The organism is [Clostridium] fimetarium, assembly GCF_900111235.1.
Taxonomy (GTDB): Bacteria; Bacillota; Clostridia; order Lachnospirales; family Lachnospiraceae; genus Clostridium_N; species Clostridium_N fimetarium.
Genome location: NZ_FOJI01000003.1, coordinates 368667 through 387303 on the forward strand (window position 1 = coordinate 368667; position 18637 = coordinate 387303).

An 18637-nucleotide genomic window follows, 5' to 3' on the forward strand; every position below is an offset into this window, starting at 1 on the left:
TTGTTGTGAAAATACCTTTGCTATTGCGAACAGGTTCTAACTTTACTTTGTAATAACATATTACCTTTTTGCCATATTATTTATTATCATTACTCCATGCTTTTAAGTACATCTGCGGTACATAATGATTTCTTTTATAAAATTGACTATCCATGGTAACCTTTCCATTTTATAATTATGATTTTAGTGTCCATTTTTCGCCTGTTCGAATATTATTTGAAACTATGATACCTTCTTTTTGTAATTCTTTCAAATCACGTTTAATCGTTGAAAGGGAACATCCCATGTGTTTCGCCATCATTTCTTTCGATATAGAATTGTCTTTAGTAATTAGCTTTATTATTTCTTTTTTTCGATTTATCACTTTACTATTTATATTTTGGGGTTCATTTTGGGGTTCATTTTGGGGTTCATTTTGGGGTCCATTTTGGGGTCCATTTTTTAAATTCAATTGACCCCCACTAATTTTATTCCCAATTTCCTTATCATGAATTGCCCTATATTCCTCATTAATATAAATGATTGCATTTGTATAATTGTCTGTATCATTATCTGGGAGATACTGTACTGGTTTTGAACCATTTTGCTGTAATGAATTTTTTGCTCTACGAACACCTGATCCATATGACTCTATAAGATGCAATGAGAAAAACATGTCCTTGATTTCTGGATTTATATATTTTCTATCATCAAAACTTGTTTTTTTATTCAAATCCTCAATTGTAACTGGCGGCACTGGACGATTATGATTAATAAAAGTTATTCTATCAGGGTACACGTATATTCCAACGTAATAAGGCTCACTATATTCCTTGTGTAAAATACAATTTGTTGCTAGTTCTTCAAATGCACTAAGTGGCCAATTATATATTATCTTATGCTCAATTACATCATCTTTTCGAACAGTATACGAAGCCATTATATTGTCCTCGAAGTATTTAGAAACTTGCTTTGCCTGAATCCAGATTGGACCATCAAATATTTTTGATTCCATCTTATCTGTTCCATCTTCTGTTTCTCTGATAATCTCTACATGGGCACCTTTAATAAAAACTTCTGGTCTATCAGCAAACATTAATATTGCAAAATTCTTTGCACGAATTCCACCAAATTCACTTTCACTAATTAACCCCATACTTTTTGCCATGTCCCTCTTAGAAAGTTCTCTTATATCTTCTCCTGCTCCTGTTGCAATCAGATATTCTCTCATATATTCATAGTTCAAATCATCCAGTGTTGCCGTTTCATGTAAACTTGAGCTAAATGTATATCCCGCAAACTTCTTCAATAATTCGAATTCCTGCATTACATTAGGTGCAACTGTATCTCTTGATACTCTTATATATCTTGCTGGTTTCAAATTAATATTTTTGTCACTTTCAGCTTTTTCACTTGTTATAAATGGTCCATTACTTCCTGGTTCTACCGCCAGAATAATGTAGTACTTTTCGTCAATTACATCTGATATCAGATGATAGCTTGGCTTTGGGTGGATATTAGATAACAAATTCTTAAGCCTATTTTCAACGTTTTCAATTTTATTCATATCAATACCACTGATAGGCCTAACCGGTACTGCCTTAGCTCCCGTTTTCTTATCATCCACTTCTTCCACACCGATAAATAACAACCCAATTTCTCGATTCATATAATTATTTGCATAAGCACAAACAGTCTTCAATATTTTATCTTTAAATGTATCTGATTTTTTATATTCAATGTAATCATTTTCAACATGGCACTGTTCTAATAATTCATGCGCCATAACTTTAATAGAATCTAAATTCATTCATTCGCCTCCTTTTATTTTATCCCTAAAAGCATAAATCCACGCCCCATTGCATGAAATTTCTTGTTCATTTCAACTACTAGAAATTTAGCATATAAACTTTGTGATGACTTTTTGTATCCCTCCATAAAACCTGCTATATAACAAATTCTTTTATTAAAAAGATTTGAGAATTGACTTAAACTAATAGTCAACTGCTCTTTGTGGACTTTATTACATAGTTTTATATAATAATCATTCAAAAATTTTTCTCTATCTGCACCTAAATTACTAGTCAAATATTCATTTGCAACTAATATTTGATTTATTAGATCGCGTGCACCTTCTCCATTAAACTTTCCTTTATTATGCATTAAATATACGTTATTCTTGTCATAAAAGATCAAATCCGCAATTTCCATATTGTCTTTAAGGGTAGTATGTGCAAATATCACGCTTTTGTCTTGTAAAAAAGACTTATTATAAGTATCTTCATTTTTATAATTTTTCTTTAAATTGAACTTTTCAATAATTGAATTACTTTTTGTTTCCATTTCAAGAAACAATTCTTGAAACTCTACATTCAAATACTCTTTAAATGTAGTATCATACACATACCATCCACCATTAAGAAGATATACCATGGTTCCTATCTTACTAAATTCGAAATATCCCTGCATAGCATTTATTAATATAGTAGGGTACATAACCATATTACCAGCATTATTGTAAGTTACAATCTTCCATTTTTTATCATTATGCTTAATCCGAATAAAGTTCTATTGTATGTCTCATCATATATTTTAATAACGTCAGATAAATTAATAGGATAGCTTTTATCTATAATTATTTCATCATTTTCATTTGATAAAACATATCTAGTTGCATTCGTATAATAGCTACAGTAATCGTCCCCGACAATTGTGAAGTTTTCAAAATGATCATCTTGAAATCTTTTTTGCATTTCCATAACAAGCTCTGAATCTTTAATCCCACTTTTTTTAGTTGTAATCATATAATTCATCGCAAAATTACTTTTCTTATTTTCCAATATATATAATTTTGATATTACCTTTTTTAATTCTTCGATTGAAAATGAGCGTCTGATAATTATAGCATCCTTGTTATCAATCCCTATTTTTTTATCTTTCTCGCTATCCACTATAGAAATCCCTAATTCTCTTGCCAAAATCGTATCAACTTCTATTGATAATTCCTTATAAATACTACTTAAATCTTGCTCAACAGAAATACTTGTATTTGCCCTGTTTGCCCTTTGTGTTGATAATCTATTTCCCATAGTATTATTTTCAAGAACTCTTTTCACAATAGGATCATCTTTTTTTACAATCTTTGGTATTAAATATAATCCATAGTTTCTTTGAATAAATCTACTAATATAGTGATTACCATATCCTCCAGTCATTGCATATATTCCGTCTTTGTAAGGATATAACAAAATATATGAAACATTGACATTTGTAATGTGACTACTACTTATTCCCTCTACACAATTATTAATAATATATGCCAGCATCTCTTGCCAATCAGGTATATGTTCAGTTTTAAATATAACTCCATAAAATCCTTCATAGTTGAATTCCTTTAATTCTAAGCATTTTTTGCCATTGATAATTTTACAAACAGATTTAATTAAAACTTTTGACGTAGTAATATTAATATCTTCATTACTTACCACTTTTATCTGCTTAAACGTATCATTTACTTTTCCAATATCAATTTTACATATGCTAAACTGTGTTTGTGGAATATACTTTTCATCTGCCATATTTGTCACATCCTTTAACTTATATTTTACAACTAATATGAAAATATTACCATATAATACTGTATTATATAAACAAATACTCAATCAACTTTTTACGCGTTTAGTTTTACTTCCACCGTCTTCCATTCATCCCCTTGTCGCTTCCTCCTAACCACAACCCTTTCCACCACTACATCCACCAACTCCTTCGTCAGCTTCTCCACCTTCAAATACCTCCCCAACACTTCCAATCCCGTAACATCCTTAATCTGCAACTCGAATCCATTGACAAGGCGGACCTCCAACAGCTGAATCTTCTCTCTCATATTTGATACTTTCGCCTCAATCTCGACCTTCTGTTCCAAATAATCTTCTCGTAAAATCTTCTCCTCCCTATATTCCTCATACTTCTCCATCAACGCCTCATCTAACTCCACAATCTTCACATCCAACATATTTATCTCATCTTCCAACCCCCGTCTTTTCTCTCCTACAACCTTACCTACTGTATTCTGAACTTCTATCATACTCACAGCCTTCTTAGCCACATCTTCAATGGCACGAATAACAATAACCTCCAGGTCCTCATCACGAATCATATCCGTACACCCACAAGTACAATTACTATCAACACCACTAGCACCAATATCAACTCCACCTGGTCCAACAAAACAATTAATCTCTTGTCTACCAGCCGTACTTCCAAAATCACCAACCATATCATCTGCCCCGCCACCACTACCAAAGAACCGACTATTACATAAAAACTTCGGCCTCCCCTGATAAGAATGCGCCATATTCCTACCACATCCGCCACAATACACTTTTCCAGACAACACATGTGGCTGATACTTACTCTTTCCATAAAAGAACCCATCTGCCCGTAATTCCTTAACCTACAACTTATCGAGTTACAACGATTTTCTTCATGAAATATTGCGAAAACTTTATCGAACAAATATATTTTTTATAGTTTTACCAGTCACATTTGTCACACGCTAAATAATTTCAAAAAAGTAACATTGAAAATCAACTAAAAAAGCAACTGATTTTAGTCAAAATATCAGTTACTTTTTTCATATATTTATTAAGTTTATCATTTATTTTTTTACAATACCTTTTAACTCTTGTTGTATCGGAAACTCAAATAATTTATCTTTACTATAATAATATTTTTTATCATTTTCGCTGCTTTCTTCATAGATTTGACATTTTATCCACTTTTCATCAACCGCACAAATTATTTTCATTTTGCACTCTTTATCACTGTCATAAAACACGAAAGTCAAAGGAACTCTAATCGAAAATAATGAATATAATAATGCCGGTAATATTGAAACAATACTAAGAAAAACAGAAGTGATTGCTATCATTATCCACCAATTCATATCTATTTTATAAATCGAATTGCATATAGCCCACAAAGGTAAAATAATAATTCCATAAACCACAAGAACAGCAATCATTTTGTTCAAAACCAAGCTCACTTTATCTGTTAATGATTTTAATCTAATTGAAATTGTAAATCCTAATATCACCTCAAACAATATAAATAGATAGCATAATATATAATACATAATAAATAATATATTAATAACACTATTGTTAAATCGAATATCTTTACATATAATAAATTCAGAAAAGATAAAGCATGAACAGGCAAATATCAAGACTATAAAATCTGTAATTCGCTTGAATACCTTCTTTTCTATTGTTAACATAAAACTATCTTCATAATTAATACAAACATTTCTAATAATCTTATAAATTATAGTTCCCAAAAAGACCAGAACTGTAATCACTGCTGTGATTGTTGTATTCATAACTACCTCCCTAGAAAAGATTTTGAACCTTTAATATAACTATATTTTGTTATTAAATTCTCTTAATCACTTTTTCCAAATATAATTTCATACGTTCTGCTTGCTTCTCTTTTAACATTTCTACAAACATATATTCATATAATTCTTTATTAATTTCATATAAATACCCTTGATTACCTTTACCATTTTTATTAAAGGGTGCATGCCAAGCTTCATTATCCCATTCTCCACGTTCTTTAAGTTCTTCTGGTCTTTTTTCCTCATGACCATTTTTAATAGCTTCACTAATTGCAACAATACTCTGTTTTACACAGTGTAATATTACATCACCTTTTTTCACTCCTGCTACATTATGCCAATGGAATTCTCCATCACCTTTTTTATTTTTTTGTGGAGCCCAAATATAACCACCATTACTTTCTTCTTTATAACTTTTATTTTGAAACACTAAATAATAATTCATATTATTTCTCCTCTTCTTTTCTTCTGTTTTCACTCCACCAAATACTCAAATAAATCCTCCCTAACCGCCGTCTCCAATTTATAAGTAATCTCCACCGCATTCTTATCCACATTTTTCATAACAATCTCTTTCGGCTCCCCTACTGCATTCATCTCTCCAAGAAAATAGAATTCTTTCGAAGTATTATCATCCTTGTTCTTTCTCACAAACAAATATATCTTCGTCCCATTTTCTTTCGCATTGTAAATATGCTGTATATCCTTAGATTCTGCGGTTCTAGACTGCTTCGAAAGCGCAATCAATCTTGATGGTGAAACAAACCGATCCTCATATTTAATAGAATCATTAATCGATTCATCCTTGTTATAATTGATAAACACTGGAAATGTATTCGTATTTTCATCATACTTATAACCACCAATATTTAACGCCACCATATTATTATCCCAATTCAACAATTTACAAACATCCTCATAGGTATATTTCTGATATAGTTCAAAGTCAGTATTCTTGTAAGTTTTACTATAAATGCTGTTATATCTACAAATCCCAAAGTCCAGAAGCTCATCCAGTAGTATATTAAAGTTTTCTCCCTGAATTGCCTTTTCAAATGTAGCCGAAGCATTGTAATCTTCGCCATCTTTTTCTAAGAAGATACTATTTGAAAACCTCTTTTTTCCAGCTTCATTTGTAACAAAATTATTTGTTAATACTCTAGCCACGTTATCTTGTGCAGCCATTGTAAATTGCTTTCCATAATCTTTTTTCAAATCTGAAGCGACTAATTTCATAATACCTGTTTGGTATTTTAGCAAACGTTTTAGTACCTGCAACTCTTGAATTCTCTTTCCATTTGCAATCTTTTGCGATACAAACGCCAACATCTCTTCCTGGGTTGTCGTTAGCTCTATCTTATAATCATCATCATACTTTTTAAGGAAATTATGATAAGAGCCAAGACTTTTATTTTCAAATATCCTCATAACATCAATAGAACCATATTTTTCAAAATCCGTTAATTTAGGTATTCTTCCTATCATGTTCTTAAGATTCTTATACTCTTCCTTTATTAATTTTACGTCACTGAAGTTAGCCGTATCTATCGTAGCGTATATCCTTTGCTTCGCAATCGTATCAAAATTCACCGTTGAGCACCCAGGTATTACTCGGTTTCCCTCAGCTATATATTTCCTGATTGCATCTTTGTTGTAGGTCCTATCCCCTGACAGTGCAATCGGAATCAAAAAGTTCTTTGCGTAATTTCCAATGAAATCGATTATAACTACATAGTCCTTATTCATCGCTTTTCTAAGGCCACGGCCTAATTGTTGTACAAATATAATTGCTGATTGTGTTGGCCTTAGCATTACTACCTGATTAATTGCTGGAATATCCACACCTTCGTTAAATATATCTACTGTAAATATGTAATCCAAACTACCTGCTATTTCATCTTGCTCAAGTCTGCTTTTGGCATCTTCCCTTGCATCCTGTGAATCATCTCCACACAATGCTATGGTATGATAATTTCTCTCATTAAATAGTCTTGATAACTCTTTGGCTTCATCTTTTCTACTGCAAAACATTAAGCCTTTTACTCTATCGCCACTGTGTCCATAAAACTCAATTTTATCAATTATGTTGTCCACACGTTGTCCTGAAACCAAGTACTTAAATTCGGTTGTATCATCTATCACATTTCCATCGATTATCAATTCTGTAATTCCAAAATAGTGAAATGGACAAAGCATTTTTTCTTGCATTGCCTGCTGTAACCGAATCTCATAAGCAATGTTATGATCAAACTGACTATATATATCGAATCCATCAGTTCGTTCCGGGGTTGCTGTCATTCCAAGTAGAAATTTAGGTTTAAAATAATTAATTATCCTTTGATAACTTTCAGCGCCTGATCTATGGGTTTCATCGAGACAAATGTAATCGAAATATCCCGCTCCAAACTTTTGCATGATATCTGGCTTTGACATCATTTGAACTGTTGAGAAAAGATAATCTGCATCATACTTTTTAGTTGTTCCCGATAACAGACCCGCTTTTATTCCTTCCCCTAAAACGTCCTTAAAACTTTCCATTGCCTGTTTTAATATTTGCTCTCTATGTACTAAAAACAACATCTTTTTAGGCTTGAAATTAGCCACATCAAATGCAGAAAGATACGTTTTTCCAGTACCCGTTGCACTAATCAACAACGCCTTATCTTGCCCAGCTTCCCTAAGCTCCTCAAGATTCCTAGTCGCCTCTATTTGCATCTTATTTGGTTCAAGCGTATGCTGCTTAATTCTTACTATTTTTTGTGCATCTCTAATTTTTTTGCTTTCTCTATAGATTATTTCGTACTCACTTATCCAATTTTCAGTTAGCACTTCTGCTTGTTTCCACATTAAATCGAATTCGCCAAGCGTTTCCTGAATTAACTCGCCCTGCTCTAGTGAAGTAACTTTAAGATTCCATTCCTTATTTTCTTTGAGTGCTGTTTGGGTCAAGTTAGAACTTCCTACAACAAAAGTATTTCTTTCACCCTTTTTGAACATATATCCCTTCGTATGGAAATGTTCTTTTGTAAATACTTTCACCTCTATGTTTGAGAATTTTAACAACTCTCTCAACGCACCTGGCTCATTAAATGCCAAATAATCTGTTGTGAGTATTCGCCCATGAACACCTTTTTCACTTATTTCCTTAAGCGTTTCTTTCAATACTACAAGCCCACTTTTTGTTATAAATGCAACTGAAAACCAAAATGAATCACATTCCGCTAATTCCTTAGTGATATTTGCAAGTACCGTATTACCTTTATCACAATCGTTATAAATCAATTTCGGTCTATACGCTTCTAATGATTCATATGAATTATCTATAAATCCAGTTTTCACTGATTCCATAATTTGTTTTTCTAATACTTCCTTAGCCGAAGTTACTCTTGCCAAATTGTCCATTCGTTCCCCTTATCTTTATGCTTTAAATTTTTATGAACATATAAATATTATCAAGTCACTATTTACTCTATCTAATACTTGTCACACCAGCTTATATCCTTATCAATTTCATTCACTACTCTTCAAATATTATAAAATCAAAAAAGGAACCAAGTCACCAGCCCCAATTAAATCTGCAACAAAAATTTCCTGCAAATCATAATCAACGCTAATAAACTTGATTCCTATTTTATATTCAAACTTTATTATCTTTCCTTTAAATCCCCTAAAATCAGTTCTTCTATTCGTCCTTACATTCATCCCTAAAATCATCTCTAAAACTCCCCCGTTTTATGAAATATTTTATTCTATCTATCTCTATTCTCACTATCTTTTTGCTGTGTTTTTCTCTGAATTTTCGCCATCTTTCGCTACTAATATCTATTATAACCCATTTCCATTAAATGCCAAGATTTATTTCATTTATTTTCATACAGTTGTCATTCTATGTATTGTCTTTAACCAATGTCAAATGGATATAATCTTTCGATTCAAATCCCTTCATCGGAAATGTCTTACCAAAATTCATAATAAATTCTATCATACCAACAATTCTAGTTCATACATCGATCTTAATGATAACATACGCTCTCTCACACCAAAACGAATCGTTATATGCTCAATATCGTGCGATATAACTTCACCAATTCCAAACACTTTATGCTTTACTGTCTTTTTCTGACTAATATCTTCACAAAACTGCTTATAGTTTTCTAAACTCTCACTATTATCAAAAGATGATGGTGCCGTATTATAAGATGAATTCCTCGCAACAGTCGCCATCGATGGCTTCTTTGAAATTGCCACTGGTGTAATAGCTTGCGTGTTCAACAATTCGTTACAAAACGTCGAGACATAATCAGATTTAAAAATACACAATGTATTTTTAGCTCGTGTCACGCCAACATAAAACAAGCGACGTTCCTCTTCATATTCTTTCATTTCTTCTGGAGTTGCACTTTTGGGATCACGCACATTTTCTGGGAAAACGCCATCACATACATCCATCAGATAAACATTATCATATTCAAGCCCTTTACTGGAATGAATCGTAGAAAGGATAAATTTACAATCACTATCATTCTCTTTTTCTTTAATAATCTGCGCTAATTCGTTTAACCGACTAATAAATGCCTGTGGAGTGGATTCATTTTCTGCTATGGACTTTAAGATGAAGATTTTACTATCCTTTATATTTTGCCGTTCTAGATAATCTCCATATCCCATACTATCAACAATTCGACGGATGGCTTTTTCTGCCCTTTCGTTGTTCATAAGCCTAAGGTGCGTTTTCATCGATTTACAACTCTTTTTCGTATTTTCAGCAAGATATCCATACTCGATTGCAACATCCAAAACAGTAATTTGTCTCTTTGCACTAATTTCACATATCTTTATAGCCGTTGCTTTATTAAGATACGTGCGGATCTTGTAGTAAATCTGCATAAATAGTTCCGGATCATATGGGTCTATCGCAAAACGCATAATATTCTGAACATCTAGGACTGATCGATGAGAAAAAAAAGTAAAATCTGCATTCTTTATTCTATAAGGAATATGCCTTTTCTCAAGTAAATCCACTAATGGCAATACACTCTCGTTATCTCTATATAAAACGGCTGTGGTTGACTCGCACTCTTGTGCAACTTTTACAAGATATGCATACTGATCGCACCTATTTGTTATAGGAATTAGATTAATGTCTGATTCTTCGCATCTTGCAGCCACCATATGCTTCTCATGCCGCATCTTATTTTTCTGTATAAATCTATCAGCAGCCAATACAATTTTTGCATTGGAACGGAAATTCTTTTCCATTAGTAAAACTTTCCCATTAGAATGAGTCTTTTTAAAATCAAGCAATGCTTCTGGATAAGCAGCTCGAAACCCGTAGATGCTTTGATCCTCATCGCCGACCATAAAGAGATTCCCATTCGTTTTCACTAATAATGCAATAATGGCATGCTGAATTTTTGACGTATCCTGGGCTTCGTCCACACAGATATACGGATACTGTTCTTGAAAATATTGAAGTATTTCTGAGCTACCCTTTAGCATATTATACGCATATATCATTTGATCATCATAATCCATTAGCGAACGACTTTTCAATTCACTGCAATACTCCCTATAGATGTCCGATATATGTAAATCATCTTGCTCATAGATATCCTCAATCTCTTTATCAGTAAACATCATATTCTTGATGTACGTAATCAACGCACGTAATCCTTTAATATCACTCTCCGTTGGGTATTCATCTAAATACTTTCGATAAATTGATAATAAAATACTACCTATTATTTTTTCATTCGTAATAAGTTCATATGCTTTCTTCCCGATTCTGCGCCCATAATATTGAATCACCTTAGCACATATTCCATTGATGGTTCTAAACTCCAGTCTATTTTGCATCTCGTTACCAAAAATGCTGCAATACCGCTCAGACATATCTATTGTCGCTGCCTTTGTATATGTCAAAGTCAGGATTCTCTCCGGGTGGATTTTGCAACAATAAATCATGTAACCAATTCTTGTAACTAAAACCGTAGTTTTACCACTTCCAGGCACCGCCAATAGAAGAACCGGCCCATCTACTGTTTGCACGGCTTCCATTTGCTGTTCATTAAGACTCACATTATATTTGTTAAAAAATTCATTACTTTTCATATCAATCATCACCTGGATTATTTTCAATCTATCTTCTATTTCGTTCAAAGGCTAACCTTTGTTTGCTTTCTAAATATACCAAAGATATAATATCTAATATATTATATCTTTGGTATTATATCATACTAATGACTCGTATGAACTATCAATAAAGCCTATTTCTAATTCTACAATTTGTTTTTCCAAATAGTTTACCCTATCTAATCCTATTTGTTTAAACTCACATCCCTATCAATACCGCTTACTAATATCTATTATTTATATTTCCATAAAGCACCAGTATTTATCTCATTTATTTTCACAAAGTTGTTATTTTATCTGATTCTTGCTATAATTACATATAGGAAACACGATTAATTCAATCAACCGAAAGCTAGGGTACTGTTCATGAAAACAATAGAAGTAGTTGCCGCAATAATTAAAGACAAAGATACGATTCTTGCCACTCGACGTGGCTATGGTGAGTTTGTTAATATGTGGGAATTTCCTGGTGGAAAAGTCGAAGCTGGTGAAACCAGCGAAGAAGCCTTAATTCGTGAAATCAGAGAAGAATTATCCATCACAATTACTGTTGATTTGTTTGTCACAACGGTAGACTATGATTACCCTAACTTCCATCTTACAATGCACTGTTTCCTTTGCACTCAGGTCAATGGCACGCTCACATTAAATGAACACAATGACGCAAAATGGATTCACAGTTCAGAATTAAATGAATTAAATTGGCTTCCTGCTGATTTAGAGATACTGCAAGAATTAAAAAAATATATTTAAATATTTAACAAAAAAAAACTAATAATACTAGTACAACTAATGAACCAATAGGTTATACTAAAATCCATTAAGTTCTACTAAGAAAAGTCAAATACTTCTAGCGAATCATCCATAGCTTTCTATACTAAGTATTATTTCTACTAAGCAATATTTCTACTTAGTATTAATCTACTAAGCATTAATCCTACTAAGCATTAATCCTACTAAGCTATCTCATAAAGTTATATTCATCTCTTCACTTCTACAATGTAGATTTCAAACTTACTCCCGTCCAGTAAAGTAATATTCATTCTGTCTCCGTGGTCATTCGATTCAATATCTGCGATAGCTAAATTCTCTGTTTCATTCATAATTTCAAAAACTTTGTCTTTAAACTTATCCTTTCTCATAAAGCACCTCCAGAATTTTACTTTTGCAACCTATCAATTGCAATTATATTGCATATTTTGGTTAAAATCAATAGCAGATAGCTATTTATTCATTGCAAACCCGTTTGGAGGGAATTTTGTATGACAACTAAAATAAGACAAGACATTAATATCGGTCATAATATCCGAAAATACCGCATTGCGAACCATTTGACGCAGGAGCAGGTTATTGCAAAACTTCAATTGCGTGAAATCGAGATCTCACGTAGCGCATATTCGCAAATAGAATGTGGTACATATAACATCCGTGTCAGTGAACTTCTTGCACTTGTTGACTTATTTAAAGTGCCCGTTGGCGTTCTTTTTACAGATCTTTCTGCCAGTTCAAAGCCTGTTAAGAATTCATGATAATAATAGAAGTAATTAATTAATGGGCTGTTATAAAACAGCCCATTTTCTTCGTTCTAACACCATCATATTCTAACCCCATCATTCTAACCCCATCATTCTAACCCCATCATTCTAACCCCATCATTCCAACCCCATCATTCCAAACCTTTCTTCCTATACGCATACACAAATATCCCCAAATACAACACCATATTCCCTCCAATAATTGCAAATCGATCCCATCGAAAATTCCCCACCGACAAATCACTAACCAAATAATTAATCTGCTGCGTATATATAATCTTCGAAAATCTCCCAACGCTCTCATTGAACATCGAAATCATTGGCAAAAATGAAAATACCATCATAATCGGAATTGCGATGGAAGTCGCTCCCATTTGATTCTTCGCCATCATTCCAATCGCTGAGCCAATCAGTATTGATGTTATAATTCCAACCATCAAGACAAGAACAAACCTGATAAACACGCCTCCTACGAATCCTCCAATCAAGCCAAATGCGACTGCCCCAACCGAGCAGATTCCAAAGATATAGATGCCCACTCCAATCAGATACTCCGTTGGTTTCACATTTGACATCAAGAGCACCCGAAGTGTGTTATTTTCCTTTTCTTCAGCGATAATGCTAGCAATACTCGTCATCGGTGCCATGCCAACATACATTGTTGCAAACAGGGTCACGAAATATGTTGCGGGAAGTCCATTCGCAGAAATGGTATTTGTCATGACAAGCGCCATCAGTGGGAACATAATGAACTGAATCAGAACCGTTTTATTTTTTAAAGTGTCGTAAATCTGCTTCTTAAATACAGCCATAATCCTTCTTGTTTTCACGCTTCTATCCGTTTCCATATGCTTATTCGATTCCACATTCGAATTCGTTTTCACACTTCTATTTGTTTCCACATTCCTATTCGTTTTCACACTTCTATTCGTTTCCACCTCTGTATTCGTTTCCACATCCCTATTCGTTTCCACATTTATATTCGTTTCCACATCCCTATTCGTTTCCACCTTCCTACTCGTTTTCACATCCCTATACGTATTCACATCCCTCCCAATTTTCATATCTCCAACTTCCTCCCCGTCAATTGAATAAATACCGTTTCCAGATTCGGTTCCGAAGAATGGATGGATTCTACGAATTCATTTTCAAACATCTCTGCAATCTTTTCAGAAGAAGTTCTATCAATTGGAAGGTCTAATATTTGACCATCTTTAAGCAACAACGAAACGATTTTCTTGGGGTTATACTTGCGGCATATTTCATCTGGTGCTCCGTATTCGACTATTTTTCCTTCGTTTAATAAGGCGACATTGTCGCAAAGTTTCGTGGCTTCAGCCATGTTATGAGTCGTTAAAAATATAGTGGTGCCGCTATCCCTCAAATCAAAAATCAATTGATGGATTTCTAATGCGGTTGCTGGATCTAGGCCACTTGTCGGTTCATCAAGAAAAAGCAGTTGGGGGTTATGCATAATTGCTCTGGCAAGTATGAGTCGTTGTTTCATTCCTTTTGAAAGTTGAGAAACTGGCTTTTTCATTGCGTCCATTAATCCTACCTGTGCAAGCACCCGTTCAATGTTAGCCTTATCAATATCATAAATCTCCACAAACATTTTCAAATTGTAATAGCAACTGAGCCTTTCATAAAGTCCCTGATCATCGAGCACCATTCCTATTTTAGAATAAATCTCATCCGTAATATGTCTTGTATCCGTTCCTAATACATATGCCTCTCCATCCGACACCTGAATTTGGCCCGTTAATATTTTTATCATCGTTGTCTTTCCTGCACCAGAAGGGCCAAGTAGTCCAAATATTTCGCTGTAACTCACAGAAAATGAAATCTGATCTAATACCAACTTTTCGCCAAAGTTCTTAGACACATTTTTCATTTCGATGCTCTTCTTTTCACCGAATTCCGTCTCACCACATTCCGTCTCACAGCCTTCCATCTCACAGCCTTCCACCTCAACGAATTCCATCTTCTTCTCCATCCCCCTCCTGGTGTTCCCTCTTATACTTCTCAAACGACTCCTCATACTTCCTACTTTCCAGCCTAGTCCGAATCACCATCGATAACGTGCTAATAATAAAGCAGACTCCAAAGGATACAAAAAACCCAATCCACCCTTCCGCACTTTCTACTGGGAACCAACCAAATGCAATTATGAAACCTATGATAATCACAATAATGCTAAAAAGGAAAATAACTGTTCTCCACAGCGCCATCATATTCTTCAAAAACTTTTCAGAGTAGATAAACTCTTTTAAAGCGGCAATCATGATAGCCACTGCTAAAAACTGCAAAATAACAGAAAAGGAAAGGCCCTCACTTCCGAGGCTAAACATTGTAGACGACTGTTTGGCGGAATCTCCTATGAACCCACCAATTATGGTAAGAAACAAGATTCCTGTTGAAAATATAATTAGTATCTGATTTATGAATCCATATTTAAAAGTTATTTTATTTTCCATTTTACTTCACCCCCAATTTCTCTTTAAAATCACCTGCATATTGCCTGGATATATATAATCTTTCGCCGTTATTCATCGTCACCAGTAGTTTCCCATCCAAGTCCGCTTTGATTGATTGAATCTTAAAATGGATGATGCATGATTTATTTGCTCTCAAGAAATCATTTGCACTCAGCCGCTCTTCTAGCTCATATAGTTTTAACGGCGTTTCATAAACCTCCGTCTTAGTATAGAAAAATGTCCTTTTATCGACCGTATCGATGTATAGTATTTTTCCTACATCCAGTATATAGGTCTGGTTATCTTTCATTCCCGTTAATTTCAGGTCCATTACCCGAAGTAACGAAATTATTTTTTCTATTTCTGGACTGATCTGCTTGCAGTTAATTGTTATTTCCGTTTCTGCAATGTCACCTTGCTGATTAATATGTATTTTCATATAAACTCACCCCCACCACATTTATCAATATACCTAATTATAATCCACATAATCCAATTTTCAAGTGAACTTTTCCAAGTTGCGGATATCCTCACCTAAGTTTCATAAATTATTTTAGAAAAAAAAATAGTAGGAGTTATAATAACTTCTACTACTGATTACTTAATTAATTATTTCAAATAACTACTCCAGTTAATATTTTTATCTAACTTTTTACATATCATATGAATGCTTAAAATCAATAGTAAGGAGAACGCTATTACATAATATCCGTTAATTAACAGATTGCAATACATTACTGTTAATAAAATGAATGGAGCTAAAACGAACATGGAGCCTATCGATATTAGTACTATGCATATAATTTTATTCTTCAATCCTTTAAATTTAAGGCATAATCTTTTGTAAATGAAATTCAATATATAGTGAAACAAGAACCAGCACAAAAAAAATGTAAGAATAGTACTAAGATTAATATAGCCATCAAATACTTGAAACAACAATGTTATGAAAATAAAAACACATAAAAAAAGGTTTAATGTTTTTAAAAACTCTAAGAACTTTGCTCTCTTCGTGTTATGGGTTTTTACTATATCTTCACAAAAAATTTTGATATCCTTCCCGATTATATTATGAATGGGAAGTTGATTCTCTTGGGCTGTCAGAAGCATATCCATCATATCTTCCTGCACTCTAACAGAAAACTCTCCATTTGCAGAAATATTAGAGCCTTGCATATAACTTAATATGTCAAAATAAGCAATTTTATAATCTCCACTTAATTTATTATTAGAATCTCTCAATTTTCACACTCCTTTAGAATTTTATTTACATTTAAATTCAATTTATCCCAGCTTCTTTTAAAATCATCTAGTTCTTCTTTTCCCGTTCCTGTTAAATTAAAATATTTCCTAGTCATTCCATTCTCTTCTTTGCGTTTTTTTGATGTGATTAAATCTTTTTTTTCAAGCCGTAATAAAAGTGGATATATTGTTCCCTCTACCATATCCTCAAAACCATAATCCTTTAATTTGATTAATAATTCATATCCATAGGTTTCTTCTTTTGAAATTATGCTTAAAATGCATCCTTCTAGAATTCCTTTTAATATTTGAGTATTTTCCAATTTTTCACCACCTATAATTACTATGTAATACATAGTATATTTTCAATATACACTAACTTACTATGTATTGCAAGGTATTTTTTATTTCATATTAATGAAACGCTATAAAGCGAAAAGGACTAAATCAACTGCTACAGCTTGATTTAGTCCTTTTCTAAAGTATAATAACCATATTAAATTTTGCTTAACCATTATCTGACTACTTATCTTTCCATTTATCTAGCCTATTATCGGGCCTATTTATCTGGCCTATTTATCTGGCCATCCTATAAATATTCTTTACATCTTCAATATCGAGTGACTTAAATCCACCAATCATTCGTGTATTCTCAAAGGTGCATTTGTAAGCCAACTCATCAATTTGTTCATCTGTTAATTTTACGCCAAGTTCCGCAATTGAGGTTGGCATTGAAATTGAGTGAAAGAAATCTTCCATTGCGCAAATTCCTGCGATTGCTGTCTTTTCAGAATCCATGAAATCATTGGGAACTCCCATAACATTAACTGCAAGTTGTGCAAATCGTTGTGGTTTTTCCTTGTAGACATATCTTGCCCAACTTCCCCATACTGCAGCTAGTCCAGCACCATGAGCGACATCAAATATTCCGCCTAATTCATGCTCTAGTTGATGAGACGCCCAGTCACCTGTTGTTCCACATCCTGTAAGACCATTATGTGACAAACTGCCCGCCCACATAACTTCTGCTCTAGCATTATAGTTTTCAGGATCTTTAATCAATATCTTCGTATTTTGAATTACAGTTTTCATCAGGGCTTCCCCTATTCCATCCGTCAACATTGTATCTTCTTCCAATGTTAAGTATCTTTCCAACGTATGCATAAGAATATCTGTGCAGCCACATTCTGTCTGATAATCAGGCAGTGAATAAGTAAGTTCAGGATTCATAATTGCGAATTTACATCTACTAGAATCGCCATTACAGCCTCTCTTGAGCCAACCATCTTCATTTGTGATTACGGAGGAATTACTCATTTCGCTTCCAGCCGCAGCAATTGTTAAAATTGCTCCAATTGGAATACAACTTTCTGGCGTTCTGACCTTTTCATAGAAATCCCAGACTTCTCCGCCATTTGCAACTCCATATCCAATTGCCTTACTTGAATCGATTACGCTTCCGCCACCAACTGCAAGAATGAAATCAACGCCTTCTTTTTTACACAGTTCGATTCCTTCATGGACCTTACTTAGTCTTGGATTTGGTACAACCCCTCCTAGACTTACATAAGAAATCCCATCTTGATCCAATAACTTATATATACGCTCCAAAAGTCCAGATCTTATTGCACTACTTCCGCCAAAATGAATGAGTGCTTTTTTGCATCCTTGTGCCTTAATCAGTTTTCCCACTTCATTCTCAGCATTTTTCCCAAATACGACTTTTGTTGGTGCATAAAATTCAAAATTTAACATAATTTGCCTCATTTCCGCACTGTTTTCTGTGCACACTTTTCATCATTTCGTTTACAGGTTCTTAGCCTATGCTACAATTAAAAATACAAGTTACAACTTAATATAATTAAATTGTAACT

General features: G+C 33.4%; 19 protein-coding genes. 2 read left to right on the forward strand and 17 right to left on the reverse strand.

Annotated elements, in window-relative coordinates; translation table 11 throughout:
* Positions 1-175: 175 nt before the first annotated feature.
* The 9 genes from BMY18_RS06030 to BMY18_RS06070 all read right to left on the reverse strand — a co-directional run bounded on the left by BMY18_RS06030 (position 176) and on the right by BMY18_RS06070 (position 11488).
* A complete protein-coding gene (locus tag BMY18_RS06030; RefSeq protein ID WP_092451585.1) occupies positions 176-1789 on the reverse strand; it encodes an RNA-binding domain-containing protein in 1614 nt (537 codons plus the stop codon).
* A gap of 14 nt (positions 1790-1803) precedes the next feature.
* Positions 1804-2481: a hypothetical protein gene (locus BMY18_RS06035; protein WP_092451587.1), complete on the reverse strand. Its 678-nt coding sequence runs from the start codon at positions 2479-2481 to the stop codon at positions 1804-1806.
* Positions 2482-2501: 20 nt separating this feature from the next.
* A complete protein-coding gene (locus tag BMY18_RS06040) occupies positions 2502-3557 on the reverse strand; it encodes a DUF6119 family protein (RefSeq protein ID WP_092451589.1) in 1056 nt (351 codons plus the stop codon).
* Positions 3558-3649: 92 nt separating this feature from the next.
* A complete protein-coding gene (locus BMY18_RS20990) occupies positions 3650-4333 on the reverse strand; it encodes a hypothetical protein (protein ID WP_092451591.1) in 684 nt (227 codons plus the stop codon).
* A gap of 303 nt (positions 4334-4636) precedes the next feature.
* Positions 4637-5359: a hypothetical protein gene (locus BMY18_RS06050; RefSeq protein WP_092451593.1), complete on the reverse strand. Its 723-nt coding sequence runs from the start codon at positions 5357-5359 to the stop codon at positions 4637-4639.
* Positions 5360-5411: 52 nt separating this feature from the next.
* The gene (locus BMY18_RS06055; RefSeq protein WP_092451595.1) at positions 5412-5822 is read right to left on the reverse strand and encodes a hypothetical protein; all 411 of its coding nucleotides are present in this window, start codon (positions 5820-5822) and stop codon (positions 5412-5414) included.
* A gap of 29 nt (positions 5823-5851) precedes the next feature.
* Entirely contained in the window at positions 5852-8779 is a 2928-nt protein-coding gene (locus tag BMY18_RS06060) for a DEAD/DEAH box helicase (protein WP_092451597.1), read from the reverse strand.
* 129 nt (positions 8780-8908) lie between these two features.
* The gene (locus tag BMY18_RS06065) at positions 8909-9091 is read right to left on the reverse strand and encodes a hypothetical protein (RefSeq protein ID WP_092451600.1); all 183 of its coding nucleotides are present in this window, start codon (positions 9089-9091) and stop codon (positions 8909-8911) included.
* A 267-nt stretch (positions 9092-9358) separates the two neighbouring features.
* Positions 9359-11488, reverse strand: a complete 2130-nt coding sequence (locus BMY18_RS06070; protein ID WP_092451602.1) for an ATP-dependent helicase — start codon at positions 11486-11488, stop codon at positions 9359-9361.
* 387 nt (positions 11489-11875) lie between these two features.
* On the opposite strand from BMY18_RS06070, the gene mutT reads away from it, so the two are divergent.
* Positions 11876-12262 carry an 8-oxo-dGTP diphosphatase MutT gene (gene mutT, locus BMY18_RS06075; RefSeq protein WP_092451604.1) on the forward strand — a complete coding sequence of 129 codons (387 nt, stop codon included), beginning with the start codon at positions 11876-11878 and terminating at the stop codon, positions 12260-12262.
* A gap of 227 nt (positions 12263-12489) precedes the next feature.
* On the opposite strand, the gene BMY18_RS20995 is transcribed toward mutT, so the two are convergent.
* Positions 12490-12651 (reverse strand): hypothetical protein, encoded by a 162-nt coding sequence (locus BMY18_RS20995; protein WP_170841318.1) that lies wholly within the window; start codon positions 12649-12651, stop codon positions 12490-12492.
* A 120-nt stretch (positions 12652-12771) separates the two neighbouring features.
* Between BMY18_RS20995 and BMY18_RS06080 the strand changes: the two genes are divergently transcribed.
* Positions 12772-13038 (forward strand): helix-turn-helix transcriptional regulator, encoded by a 267-nt coding sequence (locus BMY18_RS06080; protein WP_092451606.1) that lies wholly within the window; start codon positions 12772-12774, stop codon positions 13036-13038.
* A 137-nt stretch (positions 13039-13175) separates the two neighbouring features.
* Here BMY18_RS06080 and BMY18_RS06085 read toward each other — a convergent pair whose 3' ends face one another.
* The 7 genes from BMY18_RS06085 to BMY18_RS06115 all read right to left on the reverse strand — a co-directional run bounded on the left by BMY18_RS06085 (position 13176) and on the right by BMY18_RS06115 (position 18518).
* Positions 13176-14108, reverse strand: a complete 933-nt coding sequence (locus BMY18_RS06085; RefSeq protein WP_092451608.1) for an ABC transporter permease — start codon at positions 14106-14108, stop codon at positions 13176-13178.
* Positions 14105-15040 (reverse strand): ABC transporter ATP-binding protein, encoded by a 936-nt coding sequence (locus BMY18_RS06090; protein WP_242940973.1) that lies wholly within the window; start codon positions 15038-15040, stop codon positions 14105-14107. Before BMY18_RS06090 ends, BMY18_RS06085 begins: the two co-directional genes overlap by 4 nt.
* Entirely contained in the window at positions 15015-15521 is a 507-nt protein-coding gene (locus tag BMY18_RS06095) for a hypothetical protein (protein WP_092451610.1), read from the reverse strand. Before BMY18_RS06095 ends, BMY18_RS06090 begins: the two co-directional genes overlap by 26 nt.
* Before the next feature lies 1 nt (position 15522).
* The gene (locus BMY18_RS06100; RefSeq protein WP_092451612.1) at positions 15523-15960 is read right to left on the reverse strand and encodes a LytTR family DNA-binding domain-containing protein; all 438 of its coding nucleotides are present in this window, start codon (positions 15958-15960) and stop codon (positions 15523-15525) included.
* Positions 15961-16130: 170 nt separating this feature from the next.
* Positions 16131-16763: a DUF1048 domain-containing protein gene (locus tag BMY18_RS06105; protein ID WP_092451614.1), complete on the reverse strand. Its 633-nt coding sequence runs from the start codon at positions 16761-16763 to the stop codon at positions 16131-16133.
* Entirely contained in the window at positions 16760-17086 is a 327-nt protein-coding gene (locus BMY18_RS06110; RefSeq protein WP_242940974.1) for a PadR family transcriptional regulator, read from the reverse strand. The genes BMY18_RS06105 and BMY18_RS06110 overlap by 4 nt, the downstream gene beginning before the upstream one ends.
* Before the next feature lie 253 nt (positions 17087-17339).
* Complete coding sequence (locus BMY18_RS06115) at positions 17340-18518, reverse strand: iron-containing alcohol dehydrogenase (protein ID WP_092451618.1); 1179 nt, start codon at positions 18516-18518, stop codon at positions 17340-17342.
* Positions 18519-18637: the final 119 nt, after the last annotated feature.